Genomic DNA, 12,075 nt, shown 5'->3' with positions numbered 1-12,075 from the left:
TCCTTAGCTGAGCACCAGGTGCTCCTCGGACTCGGCGCCGGCACAAACCAGCTCCGATGCCGCCAACGCCGCCCGGTGGTAGGGCGGAAGGTCCAGACCGGACGGCACGACCTCGACGCACGGGTCGTGTTCGCCCAACGCCCGCAGAACGCGCTGCAACTCACCGGTCAGCCGGGCGTGGCCGGTGGTCGCCGCGACCAGCAGGACGCGGTTGACCCCGGAGGGACCGATGCGCCAGCAGGAGCGAACTTCACCGACCCCGTGGCGGCCTCGAAGCGTGGCACCGAGCACGACGGTCGCGGAATCCCCCATCGGCACCCGATCGGGTGATTCCGGGGAAAAGGTGTAGTCGGTGGGTGGCAGTTCGTCCAGCCCTTTGACCGAACTGACAGCACCGGGTTCCGCCCCGTAGGGCACCAGCGCGTCCTGCAAAAGGCGCATCTCATGATCAGTCAGAGGGACGCGTCCGTGCAGCAGGGTGCGCGGCAGCGACCGCGCTAGCACCGCATACGCGTCAGAAGCCGCCCAGTCCCGATACCGCCACAGCAGGTCGTCCGGGAGGCGTCCGGCGAGCCTCAGCAGCAGTTCGTGGCACGTGTCCGACATGTCACACCTCGACGATCAGTTCGATCTCCACAGGAGCGCCGATCGGCAGCTCTGCGACCCCCACGGCCGACCGGGCGTGCTTGCCCGCGTCTCCGAAGATCTCGCCCAGGAGCTCGGAGGCACCGTTGATGACACCCGGCTGCCCCGTGAAGCCCTCGGCGGAGGCCACGAACCCGACAACTTTCACGACGCGCTTGATCGAGTCAATCCCCACGAGCGCGTGGACCGCGGCCAGCGCGTTGAGGATGCAGGTCGCGGCGTACTGCTTGGCCTCCTCCGGGGAGACCTCGGCGCCGACCTTGCCGGTGGCGGGGAGCTTGCCCTCGACGAACGGCAGCTGGCCGGAGGTGAACACCCACGACCCGCTCTGCGTCGCGGGCACGTAGGCGGCGAGCGGGGCGGCGACGCCGGGCAGCTCGACGCCGAGCTCCTTCAGGCGGGTGCTCCAGGTCATCCCTTCACCCGCTTCAAGTACGCGACGTGCTGCTCACCCGTCGGGTTCGTCAGCACGGTGACCAGCTCCCAGCCGTCCTCGCCCCACTGGTCGAGGATCTGCTTCGTGGCGTGGATCAACAGCGGAACGGTCGCGTACTCCCACTTCGTCATGCGCGGAAGCGTAACGCGCCACCCGATCGACGCCTTCGCGGTTCTCGCCGTTCGGGCTACCTTGATCACATGGAGACCTGGCGGATCATCGCCACCAGCCTGTTCGGAGTGGGCGGGCTGGTGATGGTTCTCGTCGCCATGGCGCAGGTGCGTGATCGCAAGCACAGTCAGCACGCGGACGTCGTCAAGGCGGGGCTGATCGGGCTCGTGGTCGTGGCCGTGATCACGGTCAGCATCGCGCTGTGGCTGCCGTCGGTCGTCGCGTGGGCGCTCGTCGCCGCAACCGCGATGGCCGTCTTCTTCCTCACGATGATGGATTGACCGACCAGTCCACCTTCGACCGATTTCACACCTAGTCTGGACGTGTGACGTCGTGGACCGAGGAGCTGACCCGAGCCCGCCTGCACGTGGTCTCCGGCAAGGGCGGCACCGGGAAGACCACGATCGCGGCCGCGCTGGCGCTCGCGCTGGCCACCGGAGGCCGCCGGGTCCTGTTGATCGAGGTCGAGGGACGCCAGGGCATCGCCCAGCTCTTCGACCGCGCCCCGCTGCCCTACGCCGAGGAACGGATCGCGTCCGCGCCGGGCGGCGGTGAGGTGCACGCGCTGGCGATCGACGCCGAGGCGGCGCTGCTCGAGTACCTGGCGATGTTCTACAACCTGGGCTTCGCGGGCCGCACGCTGCGCAAGATGGGCGCCATCGAGTTCGCCACCACGCTGGCGCCGGGCCTGCGGGACGTGCTGCTGACCGGCAAGGTCAAGGAGTGCGTCAACCGCACCGGCAAGGACGGCCGCCACCTCTACGACGCGGTCGTGCTGGACGCGCCGCCGACCGGGCGCGTGGTCAAGTTCCTGGACGTCACCAAGGCCATGGCCGACCTGGCGAAGGTCGGGCCGATCAAGGGGCAGAGCGACGGCGTGGTGCGGCTGCTGCACTCCGGTGACACGGCGGTGCACCTGGTGGCGCTGCTGGAGGAGATGCCGGTGCGGGAGACGCTGGACGCGGTCGCGGAGCTCGACGGCGCCGACCTGCGACCGGGCGCGGTGCTGGTCAACCGGGTGCATCCGGCCCGGCTGCCCGCGCGTTCCGTTCCGGTCGCCGCTGAAGGCAGGGTCGACTCGTCGCGCGTGCTCTCCGGCCTCCGGTCCACCGGGCTGGAGCTCGACGAGCTCACGCTCGAAGGTTTGGTCGACGAGACGGTGGAGCACGCCATCCGCGTGCAGTCACAGCAGGAAGCGATGGAGCTGCTCAGTCATTCGGACCTGCCGACGGTGGAGCTGCCGGAACTGACGGACGGGGTGGACGTGGCCGCGCTGTACGAGCTGGCCGAGGTGCTGGTCGCGGCGGGTGTGCGGTGACCACCAGGCTCGACTTCGACCCGTTGCTCGACGATCCGGCGACCCGCGTGCTCGTCTGCTGCGGCTCGGGCGGCGTCGGCAAGACCACGACCGCGGCCGCGCTGGCGTTGCGGGCGGCGGAACGCGGCCGGCGCGTCGTCGTGCTGACGATCGACCCGGCCAGGCGGCTCGCGCAGTCGCTGGGCCTGCGGGAACTGGACAACCACCCGCGCGAGGTCGTGGTCGAGGGCTTCGAGCCCAAGGGCGAGCTGTTCGCGATGATGCTCGACATGCGTCGCACGTTCGACGACATGGTGCTGACCCACGCGGGCCGCGACCGGGCCGACCAGATCCTGTCGAACCCCTTCTACCAGACCATTTCCTCGTCGTTCTCCGGCACGCAGGAGTACATGGCGATGGAGAAGCTGGGCCAGCTGGTGGCGCAGGACGAGTGGGACCTGATCATCGTCGACACCCCGCCGTCGCGGTCGGCGCTGGACTTCCTGGACGCGCCGCAGCGGCTGTCGACGGTGCTCGACGGCAAGTTCATCCGGATGCTCTCGGCGCCGGCGCGTGCGAGCGGCCGCGGTCTGCTCAAGATCGTCGGAACCGGTTTCAGCCTTTTCACACGTGCGGTGTCGACGATCGTCGGCGGTCAGCTGTTGCAGGACGCGTCGACGTTCGTTCAGGCGTTCGACAGCATGTTCGGCGGATTCCGCGAACGCGCCCAGCGCACGTACGAGCTGCTCCGCTCACCGGGCACCGGATTCGTGGTGGTGGCGGCGGCGGAACCGGACGCATTGCGCGAGGCGAGCTATTTCGTAGAGCGGCTCAGCGCCGAGAACATGCCGTTGTGCGGGCTTGTCGCGAACAGGACTCATCCCGTCATCGCGACGGATCTGCCCGCGGCGAAGGCCCTCGCCGCAGCGGAAGATCTGGACCGCTCCGGTGAGGCGCCGCTCGCCGCGGCAGTGCTCAGGCTGCACGCGGACCGGGTGGCAGTCGCCGATCGGGAACGACGACTGCTGGCCCGGTTCACGCGTGCTCACCCCGGTGTGGCGCTGGTCGGCGTGCCCGCGTTGCCCGCGGACGTGCACGACCTGGACGGCCTCCGAGAGATAGGTCGGCGCCTGGCCGGGGAGTGAGCCCTGGGCCCTACCCCACCCGTGTGTCTTCGAGGTGCTCTTGACGTGCGTTGTCGAGCAGCTCGAACCACGATTCGACGTCCGGACGGCGGCGCAGCAGAGCACGGCGTTCGCGCTCGGTCATGCCTCCCCAGACCCCGAACTCGATCTTGTTGTCCAGCGCTTCGGCCAGGCATTCCATGCGAACTGGGCAACCCAGGCACACGAGCTTCGCCTTGCGCTGCTCCGCACCACGAACGAAGAGCTGATCCGGCTCCTCATCACGGCACGAAGCGTTGATACGCCAATCCCCCTGGTTCATATCCCCCACTCCTCAGTGCTGTCCAAATGTGGAAATCCGCCACACCCCTGCCACGGATGCCGTAGCGTTCGAGCTACGGCTGCATTCCTTGGACGTTGACGGACTGTAGTGCCGTTCGGTTCCACGTCCAACCCTGGGCCACCGAGTTGTTACCTGTCTTGCGTATCTCTACTCATGCTGAGTAACGGCCCTTACTGATCACTGTCACCCGTTCGTGTACGGCGTACGCTGACCCGCGTGCGAGTCAGGAATGGCGTGCTCAAGATGCTCGGCCTGTGCCTGCTGGCTGGGGTTCTCCTCGCCGGCATGCTGTTCCCAGTCGTGGGCGCGACGGGCCTCGTGTCCAACCGCGCCAGCGACACCGTGGACAGCATCTCCGCCGACCTCGTGACCACAGATCCCCCGTTGATCACCACGGTCACCGACAAGGACGGGCTGCCGATCGCCTACATGTACGACCAGTACAGAGTCCTGACACCTCCCGAGAAGATCTCGCCGACCATGAAGGCGGCGCTGATCTCGGTCGAGGACCGCCGGTTCTACGAGCACCAGGGCGTGGACTGGAAGGGCACCATCCGCGCGGGCCTGACGAACCAGGTCAGCGGCGCCGTGACGCAGGGCGCGTCCACGCTGACCCAGCAGTACGTCAAGAACTACCTGGTCCACGTCGTGGCGCGGAACAACAAGCTGGAGCAGGCCAAGGCCCAGGAGCAGACCATCGCGCGCAAGATGCGCGAGGCCCGGATCTCCTTGCAGCTGGAGCGAAAGCTCGGCAAGGAGGAGATCCTCGCCCGGTACCTGAACGTCGTTCCTTTTGGTTCGACCATTTACGGGATCGCGGCGGCGTCGCAGGCTTACTTCAACACGACGCCCGACAAGTTGACGGTTCCTCAAGCCGCGATGCTCGCCGGAATGGTCAACAGTCCGTCAGCGCTCGACCCCGAAGCGTATCCGGACAAAGCGCTGGAGCGGCGCAACAAAGTGATCGACAGGATGGTCGAGAACGACAAGCTGTCGCGCGACGCGGGTGAGGCGGCGAAGAAGGAAGGCCTCGGACTCGCGACTCCGGTGCGCACCCCGCCGAACGGTTGTGTGGGTGCCGGACCGGAAAACGGTTTCTTCTGCTCGTACGTCGTGAACTACTTGCAGCGCGCGGGTTTCAGCGAAGAACAGCTGCGCACCGGCGGTTACACCATTCAGACCACTTTGGACAGAACGGTCACCGCGCAGGCGAAGGCGTCGGCCGAGGCGGGCGTCGGCAAGAACGTCGACGGCATCGCGAACACGATGGCGGTCGTGAAGCCCGGCAAGGAGCGCCACGACGTGCTGGCGCTGGTCGCGAACCGCGACTACGGCCTGAAGGCGGACCAGCGCCAGACGACGTACGACCTGCCCAGCGGCGTGGAGAACAAGTTCGGCGCCGGCTCGGTCTACAAGATCTTCACGGCCGCGGCGGCGTTGGAGAAGGGCCTCGGCATCGAGAACGTCATCCCGACGCCGACGCACCACGTCTCGCGCGTGTTCAAGGGTGGCGCCCAGCGCTGCCCGAGCACCGGCGAGCCGGGCACCCGCTGGTACTGCCTGTCGAACTTCGACGGCAGCTACCCGTCGTCGATGACGCTGCAGCAGGCCCTTGCGACCTCGCCGAACACCGGCTTCGTGATCCTGGAGGAGCAGACCGGCATGGACGCGGTGGTCGACATGGCCTCGCGGCTGGGCATGCGCGAGACGATGGCGACGAACCTGCAGGGCACCCGGCCGGACCCGAAGGCCAAGGACAAGCAGAACCGCATCTCGCAGACCGAGTTCTACAAGCAGAACGGCGGCAACGCGTCGTTCACGCTGTCGCCCGCGCCGGTGTCCACTTTGGAGCTGGCGAACGTCGTCGCGACCATCGTGAGCGGCGGCAAGTGGTGCCCGCCGACCCCGATCAACAAGGTGCTGGACCGCAACGGCAAGCCCGTGCCGATGAACGAGGCGCCGTGCGAGCAGGTCGTCGCCGAAGGCCTCGCGAACGGCCTGGCCGCCGGCATGAGCAAGGACGACCAGGGCAGCGGTACCGCCGCAGGGGCCGCCCGCGCGGCCAAGTGGACCCGCCCGATGATCGGCAAGACGGGCACCACCGAGGAGTACAAGTCGGCGGCGTTCATCGGCGCGACCCCGGACTTCGCGGGCGCCGTGCAGACGTTCAACGACGGCACCTCACCGCGCCCGATCTGCGTGAACGGCCCGCCCCGGCTGTGCGGCAACGGCACCATCTTCGGCGGCACGATCCCGGCTCGGACGTGGTTCGACACGATGACGAAGCTGCACGCTTCGTTGCCGGTCAAGCAGTTGCAGCCGGTCGAGCCGCGCTACCTGAAGGGCGGCCGGGAGATCCAGATCCCGGACGTCGTGGGCAAGCAGATCAACGACGCCACGCGGATCCTGGAGCAGGCCGGCTACAAGGTCTCCCAGCAGACGATCAACTCCGACCAGCCGAAGGGGACGGTCGTCTCGCAGTCGCCGCGCGGCAACGCGTTGCGCGGCACGATCATCACGCTGTCGGTGAGCTCTGGCTACGTGCCGCCGCCGGTGCCGACCGAGCCGACGAACGGCAATCCGAACGACCCCGGCAACTCCGGCAACCCGAACGAACCACCACCGATCACACTGCCCACCGAACCCGTGCCACGGCGTTAGAACAGGTCTTTCAGGCGCTGGACGCTCGCGTCGATGTGGGCGCGGATCTCGGCGACCGCCTTGTCGCGGTCGCCGGAGCGGATGGCGTCGAGGATGACCTGGTGCTCGCGGACCACCTCGTCCGGTGTCTCCTCCTTCGAGAGCACCGTCAGGTAGAAGCGCAGCTCCTTGGTCATCGCGGCGTAGAACTCGTCGAGCCTCGTGCTGTCGAGGAGCTTGACGACGGCCTGGTGGAAGGCCAGGTCGCGGTCGACGATCTTGTTCAGGTCGCCGGTCTCCGCGGCGTGCTTGAGTTGATTGAAGGCTTCAGTGATCGCTTCGAGCTGCTCTGGACGCGGCGTGCGCGCGACCGCTGCCGTTTCGAGGCGTTCGCGGGCGGTGTAGAGCGCCTCGACGATCTCCGGCGTGGGCGCGATGACGACGGCGCCGCGGTTGACCTCGTAGCGGACCAGGCCGGTCAGCTCCAGGATGCGGACGGCTTCGCGGATGGTGTTGCGCGCGACGCCCAGCTCGGCGGCGATCGCGCTTTCCCTGAGCCGGTCACCTGGCCCGAAAGCCCCGGCCAGGATGCGTTCGGACAGACCGTCGGCCAGCTGCTGGGCGGTGGTGGTGCGGCGCACTTCGAGGCCGTCGAGAGCTGACATGTGGCCAGTTTAACCGGTTGCCCTACAGTTGAACTGTACTACAGTTTGACCTCATGGACCTCACCAAGTTCCAGGCACTCAGCTTCGACTGCTACGGCACGCTCATCGACTGGGAGACCGGTATCGCCGCGGTGCTCGCGCCGTGGGCACGTGAGCAGGGGCTCGACCTCACGGATGAGGAGCTGCTGGTCGCCTACGGCTCTCACGAGGGCGCCGTGCAGGCGGAAACGCCTTCCGCGCTCTATCCGGACGTGCTGGCTTCCGCGTTCCGCCGGACCGGTGAGGCGCTGGGTCGCCCGGTGAGTTCGGAGTGGGCTCAGCGACTGGGCGCTTCGGTGCCGGACTGGCCGGCTTTTCCCGATTCCGCGGAAGCCTTGTCCCGGTTGGCTTCCCGGTACAAGTTGATCATTCTGTCCAATGTGCACCGCGCCGGGTTCGCGGGCAGCAACCGACAGCTGCACGGGGACTTCGCGGCGATCATCACGGCGGAGGACGTCGGCGCCTACAAGCCCGCCGCGAACCACTTCCGCGCGTTGGACTCGAAGCTCGTCGAGCTGGGAGTGGACCGTTCCGGCCTGCTGCACGTGGCGCAAAGCCTGTTCCACGACCACGTTCCGGCACGGCGCGAGGGACTGCCGTCCGTGTGGATCAACCGGCGGCACGACCGGCCGGGCTGGGGAGCGACGCCGGAGCCGTCCGGCGAGTTCAGCTACGACCTGGAGTTCGGGTCGATGGGCGAGTTCGCGGACGNGCGAGGGACTGCCGTCCGTGTGGATCAACCGGCGGCACGACCGGCCGGGCTGGGGAGCGACGCCGGAGCCGTCCGGCGAGTTCAGCTACGACCTGGAGTTCGGGTCGATGGGCGAGTTCGCGGACGCGGTCGACAAGGCGTTCTAGACGGGAGTGCCGCAGCGGATCAGCCGCTGCGCCACTTCGTTCACGACGTCAGCTTGGCCTTCACCGCGGCGGCGACGCGACCACCCTCGGCCCGCCCGGCGACCTCGGCGTTGACGGCCTTCATGACCTGGCCCATCTGCTTCTGTCCCGGCGCCTCACCCAGCTGCGCGGCGACGGCGTCGTACGCCTTGTCCACAATGGATGCGAGTTCGGCGTCGTCGAGCTGCTTGGGGAGGTAGATCTCCAGCACGGCGAGCTCCTGGCGCTCCAGCTCGGCCTTCTCCGCCCGGCCGGCACCGTCGAACGCCTCGGCAGCCTCCTTGCGCTTCTTGGCCTCACGCGCGAGGACCTTCACGACCTCGTCGTCACTGAGCTCACGGGCCTGCTTGCCCGAGACCTCCTCGTTGGTGACAGCCGTGAGCGCCATCCGCAGCGCGCCGGCCGTGACCGTCTCCCTGGCCTTCATCGCCACAGTCAGGTCGTTCTGCAACCGCGTCTTCAACTCCGCCATGGCGCAGAACGGTACCGCCCGCAGGATGCCGCGCCGATCGAGTTAACCGCCTTCCGTACCCTTGACACGTGAACACGCTCGGTCGCGCACTCCTCGCCACCGCCGCAGTCGGCACCGCCACCATCGCCTACGCGGCAGGAATCGAACGCAGGCACTGGACCCTGCGCACCGCGACAGTGCCCGTCTTGTCCCCCGGCGCCCGACCGATCCGTGTGCTGCACATCTCAGACCTGCACATGACGCCGAACCAGGTCTCCAAGCAGCGCTGGGTGGCCTCCCTGGCCGACCTGAACCCGGACTTCGTCGTGAACACGGGCGACAACCTCGCGCACAAGGACGCCGTCCCCGGCGTGCTGCGCGCGCTCGGCCCGTTGCTCGACAAGCCGGGCGTGTTCGTGTTCGGCAGCAACGACTACTACGCGCCCAGGTTGAAGAACCCGGTCCGCTACCTGCTGCCGTCGTCCAAGACCAAGCGCATCCACGGCGTGACCCTCCCGTGGCGCGACCTCCGCGCCGGCATGATCGAGCGCGGCTGGGAAGACCTGACCCACGTGCGCAAGACGCTGACGGTGAACGGCCAGGACATCTTCTGCGCGGGCCTCGACGACCCGCACCTGAAGCGCGACCGCTACGCCGACATCGCCGGCACCCCAGACCCCTCCGCAGTGCTGCGCCTCGGCGTCACGCATTCGCCGGAGCCGCGCGTGCTGGACCCGTTCGCCGCCGACGGCTACGACTTCGTGATGGCCGGCCACACCCACGGCGGCCAGCTGCGCGTGCCGTTCTACGGCGCCCTTGTGACGAACTGCGAACTGGACCGTTCGCGCGCCCGCGGCGTTTCCCGCTGGGGCTCGCACATGTGGATGAACGTTTCCGCAGGGATGGGCACTTCGCCGTACGCGCCGGTGCGGTTCTGCTGCCCGCCGGAGGCTTCCCTGCTGACCTTGGTTCCGCGGCCCGTCACGCCTGGTCAGGGGCGGAATGAGGGGGTCCGATTCGGAGCTGGCGCGGACATGATGTAGAGTTCTACTCGTTCCCAGCCGGGGTGTGGCGCAGCTTGGTAGCGCGCTTCGTTCGGGACGAAGAGGTCGCAGGTTCAAATCCTGTCACCCCGATTAAAAATCGGGCCGATTCCATTCTGTTTTGGAATCGGCCCGATTTTTGTTTTCGGCGCCCGATAGCAGCGGATGAATCCCTCTTGGAACCCGCTCAGCTTGCCAGAGACCGCGATCACGCTGCGACACCTTCTGAGTGAATTCGGTAACGCACCGCGACCGAAGTCGATGTGGACGGGTACACCACACAGCCTCGCCTTGAGGGGTCGCCCATGTTCCGTCCCGCCGCCATCCCAGCCTGCGCCTTGGTCGTGCTCGCAGCCTCGTGCACCGGACCAACCGCAGAGACCAGCAGTCCCGCCCCAAGCCCCACGCCGAGCAGTTCCTCCGCACCGCAGACGTCCGCCGCACCGAAGCGCCAGTACACCGCTCAGGGCTTCCTGCCGAAGAAGATCGGCGAACTCTCCGGGTACGACTGCAAGACCGACATCGAGTCATGCTCGATCAAGTTCACCGTGGACAAGATCGACATCAACCCGAAGTGCTACCAGTACGGCACTCCGGCAGCCGGCGGGCGCAAGACCTTGCTACTCCACGTCTCGCTGACCACCGGCACGATGAGTTCCGAAGCGGCGTTCGTCGCCCCAACGATCTTCAACCCGTTCTCTCTCAAGGGTCTTGGAAACGACGGCTTCGTCCACGACGCGAAGCCGGGCCTGTGCACCGAGTCTTCCGCCGGCCTGTCGAACACGATCCTGCCCAACTCGCGCTACACGGGGACCGTCGAAGTCGAGGTACCCGACTCCGCGACTTCGGTGGCCTCTGCCTGGCCACAGCCCGCCTCGGACGGCAGCCGGGGTTGGGTTTGGCCGGTTGGATGAATTCGACCAGGGTCGAATGGCAGTGGCCTGCTCGCGAAAGGTCACTGCCGTTCCCGTTTACCACCCGATCGTGTGACCTAGCTCGACACGAGCGGCGGCAGGGGTCACCGTGGTGTTGGGTACACAGCGCCACCGTTCTGGATCAAACTATACGGAACGTGCACGTAACGTTAACCCTTACGGGTGAAGGTTGACGATTCAACTCACGGTAAGTAACGGGTGTCGAGATCAACGCGAAAGACGGGACGTGCGTTCGGCAGTCGTTTGAACCAGTCGGGAGATGCTCTGATGGACACCGTCACCGCCGCCAAACCTGTCCATAGGTCGTGGGTCGTCGTTGCGGCTAAAGCCATTGTGGTGTTGCAGTCGTTGGCGATCGTTTACATGCTCACGTCGGCCTGGGTCACGGTCGCGGTGGCGGCCGGGTTCGCCGCGGTCGTGGTCGCGGTCAAGGCACTTTCGCGGGCCTCGAAGCAGGTCGATCAGATCTTCGAGGACGAGCTCAACGCATAGCATCGGGCGCATGATCACTCGTGTGTCCGAAGCGCTCGCCAAGCCGGGGCGGGAGCAGGAGTTCGTCGAACGGGTGCGGGACCTCGTCAAGACGTTCCCCGAGACCTACGACGGCCTCATCAGTCACGAAGTGCTCGTCGACCTCCAGGACCCGCTCAAGGTGCAGTACGTGAGCCGGTGGCGGGACGAGCAGGCGCTCGAGAACTACGCGGGCAAGAACTGGCGGACCGACCCGGTGACGTTCCCGGACGAGGACGAGTACCTGCAGCGGCCGCTCGCCCTCAGGCACTTCAGTTGAAGAAGCCCCGCGCGGGCAGGCCCTCCGGGAAGCGTTCCAGTGCCTCGCCGGCTGCCAACGCCAACGACTCCAGCACCGAGGTCTCCTCGACGGTCGCCGTGTGCGGGACTGCCCAATAGCAGCCGATCGCGCCGAGTGGTTCTGGGCGCAGGATCGGGACCATCAGCAGGCTTCGCACGAACGTCGGCCGATACGCTTCTTGAGGAATCCTCGAATCGAAGCGGATGTCCCTGATCGTCACGGTCTGGCGATTCAACATCGCCCAGCCGCTGATGCAGTTCGCCACGGGGAAACGCTGGCCCTTCCACAGCGGGCTCATCGAGTCCTCGTCCGCGTAGTAGCAGAGATCGCCGTCTAGCAGCACCAACGTGGCGCCGTGGGCGCTCAGCGACGAACGGGCCGTGGTGCGGACGATCCGTTGCACTTCCTCCAACGTGGCCGCTTCGGCCAGCAGCTCCGTCGTTTCGGACATGCATCAACGTTAACTCTGAAGAGGCCGGCAACCTAGATATTCCGGTGCCGGGTGAACACTGGCGCGATCAATTGATCGTCGATACCGTGCGAATCACGCCGCAGACATCCGATCTATGCCTTCGCCG

General features: G+C 67.0%; 16 protein-coding genes, 1 tRNA gene and 1 pseudogene. 11 read left to right on the top strand and 7 right to left on the bottom strand.

The annotated features are described in order from the left end of the window. Window positions 1-3: 3 nt before the first annotated feature. From LFM09_RS27975 to LFM09_RS27965, 3 genes are read right to left on the bottom strand one after another with little or no spacing between them, the layout of a single operon-like run. Window positions 4-606, bottom strand: coding sequence for a hypothetical protein (locus LFM09_RS27975; RefSeq protein WP_414099532.1), 603 nt, complete (start codon window positions 604-606; stop codon window positions 4-6). Between the two features lies 1 nt (window position 607). Continuing rightward, window positions 608-1,060 (bottom strand): RidA family protein, encoded by a 453-nt coding sequence (locus LFM09_RS27970; RefSeq protein ID WP_414099531.1) that lies wholly within the window; start codon window positions 1,058-1,060, stop codon window positions 608-610. Continuing rightward, a complete protein-coding gene (locus LFM09_RS27965; protein WP_112262548.1) occupies window positions 1,057-1,212 on the bottom strand; it encodes a DUF4177 domain-containing protein in 156 nt (51 codons plus the stop codon). Before LFM09_RS27965 ends, LFM09_RS27970 begins: the two co-directional genes overlap by 4 nt. Window positions 1,213-1,281: 69 nt before the next feature. Here LFM09_RS27965 and LFM09_RS27960 point away from each other — a divergent pair, with 69 nt between their 5' ends. Genes LFM09_RS27960 through LFM09_RS27950 form a run of 3 tightly spaced genes read left to right on the top strand, consistent with a single transcriptional unit; the run spans window position 1,282 to window position 3,694 of the window. Beyond that, window positions 1,282-1,533, top strand: coding sequence for a hypothetical protein (locus LFM09_RS27960; protein WP_414099530.1), 252 nt, complete (start codon window positions 1,282-1,284; stop codon window positions 1,531-1,533). Between the two features lie 44 nt (window positions 1,534-1,577). Then, the gene (locus LFM09_RS27955) at window positions 1,578-2,570 is read left to right on the top strand and encodes an ArsA-related P-loop ATPase (protein ID WP_414099529.1); all 993 of its coding nucleotides are present in this window, start codon (window positions 1,578-1,580) and stop codon (window positions 2,568-2,570) included. Beyond that, entirely contained in the window at window positions 2,567-3,694 is a 1,128-nt protein-coding gene (locus LFM09_RS27950) for an ArsA family ATPase (RefSeq protein WP_414099528.1), read from the top strand. Before LFM09_RS27955 ends, LFM09_RS27950 begins: the two co-directional genes overlap by 4 nt. A gap of 10 nt (window positions 3,695-3,704) precedes the next feature. Here the strand turns inward: LFM09_RS27950 and LFM09_RS27945 are convergent, their stop codons facing one another. Continuing rightward, window positions 3,705-3,995: a WhiB family transcriptional regulator gene (locus LFM09_RS27945; protein WP_414099527.1), complete on the bottom strand. Its 291-nt coding sequence runs from the start codon at window positions 3,993-3,995 to the stop codon at window positions 3,705-3,707. A gap of 237 nt (window positions 3,996-4,232) precedes the next feature. Here LFM09_RS27945 and LFM09_RS27940 point away from each other — a divergent pair, with 237 nt between their 5' ends. Continuing rightward, window positions 4,233-6,677, top strand: a complete 2,445-nt coding sequence (locus LFM09_RS27940) for a penicillin-binding protein (RefSeq protein ID WP_414099525.1) — start codon at window positions 4,233-4,235, stop codon at window positions 6,675-6,677. On the opposite strand, the gene LFM09_RS27935 is transcribed toward LFM09_RS27940, so the two are convergent. Beyond that, window positions 6,674-7,321 carry a GntR family transcriptional regulator gene (locus LFM09_RS27935; protein ID WP_414099524.1) on the bottom strand — a complete coding sequence of 216 codons (648 nt, stop codon included), beginning with the start codon at window positions 7,319-7,321 and terminating at the stop codon, window positions 6,674-6,676. The genes LFM09_RS27940 and LFM09_RS27935 overlap by 4 nt on opposite strands. 53 nt (window positions 7,322-7,374) lie before the next feature. On the opposite strand from LFM09_RS27935, the pseudogene LFM09_RS27930 reads away from it, so the two are divergent. Together LFM09_RS27930 and LFM09_RS27925 are read left to right on the top strand one after the other, a co-directional pair. Beyond that, a pseudogene (locus LFM09_RS27930) lies at window positions 7,375-7,920 on the top strand (HAD-IA family hydrolase); the annotation flags it as partial. Window positions 7,921-8,089: 169 nt separating this feature from the next. Next, entirely contained in the window at window positions 8,090-8,218 is a 129-nt protein-coding gene (locus LFM09_RS27925; protein WP_414099574.1) for a hypothetical protein, read from the top strand. Window positions 8,219-8,258: 40 nt separating this feature from the next. Here the strand turns inward: LFM09_RS27925 and LFM09_RS27920 are convergent, their stop codons facing one another. Further along, entirely contained in the window at window positions 8,259-8,729 is a 471-nt protein-coding gene (locus tag LFM09_RS27920) for a GatB/YqeY domain-containing protein (RefSeq protein ID WP_414099523.1), read from the bottom strand. A gap of 68 nt (window positions 8,730-8,797) precedes the next feature. On the opposite strand from LFM09_RS27920, the gene LFM09_RS27915 reads away from it, so the two are divergent. From LFM09_RS27915 to LFM09_RS27895, 5 genes are all read left to right on the top strand, one after another. Beyond that, the gene (locus LFM09_RS27915; RefSeq protein ID WP_414099522.1) at window positions 8,798-9,751 is read left to right on the top strand and encodes a metallophosphoesterase; all 954 of its coding nucleotides are present in this window, start codon (window positions 8,798-8,800) and stop codon (window positions 9,749-9,751) included. 19 nt (window positions 9,752-9,770) lie between these two features. Next, a tRNA-Pro gene (locus LFM09_RS27910) sits at window positions 9,771-9,844 on the top strand. Between the two features lie 212 nt (window positions 9,845-10,056). Next, a complete protein-coding gene (locus LFM09_RS27905) occupies window positions 10,057-10,665 on the top strand; it encodes a hypothetical protein (protein WP_414099521.1) in 609 nt (202 codons plus the stop codon). A 288-nt stretch (window positions 10,666-10,953) separates the two neighbouring features. After that, the gene (locus LFM09_RS27900) at window positions 10,954-11,178 is read left to right on the top strand and encodes a hypothetical protein (protein WP_414099520.1); all 225 of its coding nucleotides are present in this window, start codon (window positions 10,954-10,956) and stop codon (window positions 11,176-11,178) included. Between the two features lie 10 nt (window positions 11,179-11,188). Continuing rightward, window positions 11,189-11,476, top strand: a complete 288-nt coding sequence (locus tag LFM09_RS27895; protein ID WP_414099519.1) for an antibiotic biosynthesis monooxygenase family protein — start codon at window positions 11,189-11,191, stop codon at window positions 11,474-11,476. Here LFM09_RS27895 and LFM09_RS27890 read toward each other — a convergent pair. After that, window positions 11,469-11,948: a GAF domain-containing protein gene (locus LFM09_RS27890; RefSeq protein ID WP_414099518.1), complete on the bottom strand. Its 480-nt coding sequence runs from the start codon at window positions 11,946-11,948 to the stop codon at window positions 11,469-11,471. The two genes, LFM09_RS27895 and LFM09_RS27890, sit on opposite strands and share 8 nt — an antisense overlap. Between the last annotated feature and the right edge of the window lie 127 nt (window positions 11,949-12,075).

It is taken from the genome of Lentzea alba, assembly GCF_047445655.1.
GTDB classification, from domain to species: domain Bacteria; phylum Actinomycetota; class Actinomycetes; order Mycobacteriales; family Pseudonocardiaceae; genus Lentzea; species Lentzea alba_A.
The sequence above is the reverse complement of the archived record's forward strand: the minus strand, read 5'-3'. Positions and strand labels throughout refer to the sequence as shown.

What these genes read in the sequence shown, in the direction of transcription:
- LFM09_RS27945 (WP_414099527.1), bottom strand. Translation starts at nt 3,995, where the DNA reads ATGAACCAGGGGGATTGGCGTATCAACGCTTCGTGCCGTGATGAGGAG.
- LFM09_RS27890 (WP_414099518.1), bottom strand. Translation starts at nt 11,948, where the DNA reads ATGTCCGAAACGACGGAGCTGCTGGCCGAAGCGGCCACGTTGGAGGAA.
- LFM09_RS27970 (WP_414099531.1), bottom strand. Translation starts at nt 1,060, where the DNA reads ATGACCTGGAGCACCCGCCTGAAGGAGCTCGGCGTCGAGCTGCCCGGC.
- LFM09_RS27895 (WP_414099519.1), top strand. Translation starts at nt 11,189, where the DNA reads ATGATCACTCGTGTGTCCGAAGCGCTCGCCAAGCCGGGGCGGGAGCAG.
- LFM09_RS27965 (WP_112262548.1), bottom strand. Translation starts at nt 1,212, where the DNA reads ATGACGAAGTGGGAGTACGCGACCGTTCCGCTGTTGATCCACGCCACG.
- LFM09_RS27935 (WP_414099524.1), bottom strand. Translation starts at nt 7,321, where the DNA reads ATGTCAGCTCTCGACGGCCTCGAAGTGCGCCGCACCACCACCGCCCAG.
- LFM09_RS27900 (WP_414099520.1), top strand. Translation starts at nt 10,954, where the DNA reads ATGGACACCGTCACCGCCGCCAAACCTGTCCATAGGTCGTGGGTCGTC.
- LFM09_RS27960 (WP_414099530.1), top strand. Translation starts at nt 1,282, where the DNA reads ATGGAGACCTGGCGGATCATCGCCACCAGCCTGTTCGGAGTGGGCGGG.
- LFM09_RS27920 (WP_414099523.1), bottom strand. Translation starts at nt 8,729, where the DNA reads ATGGCGGAGTTGAAGACGCGGTTGCAGAACGACCTGACTGTGGCGATG.
- LFM09_RS27975 (WP_414099532.1), bottom strand. Translation starts at nt 606, where the DNA reads ATGTCGGACACGTGCCACGAACTGCTGCTGAGGCTCGCCGGACGCCTC.
- LFM09_RS27905 (WP_414099521.1), top strand. Translation starts at nt 10,057, where the DNA reads ATGTTCCGTCCCGCCGCCATCCCAGCCTGCGCCTTGGTCGTGCTCGCA.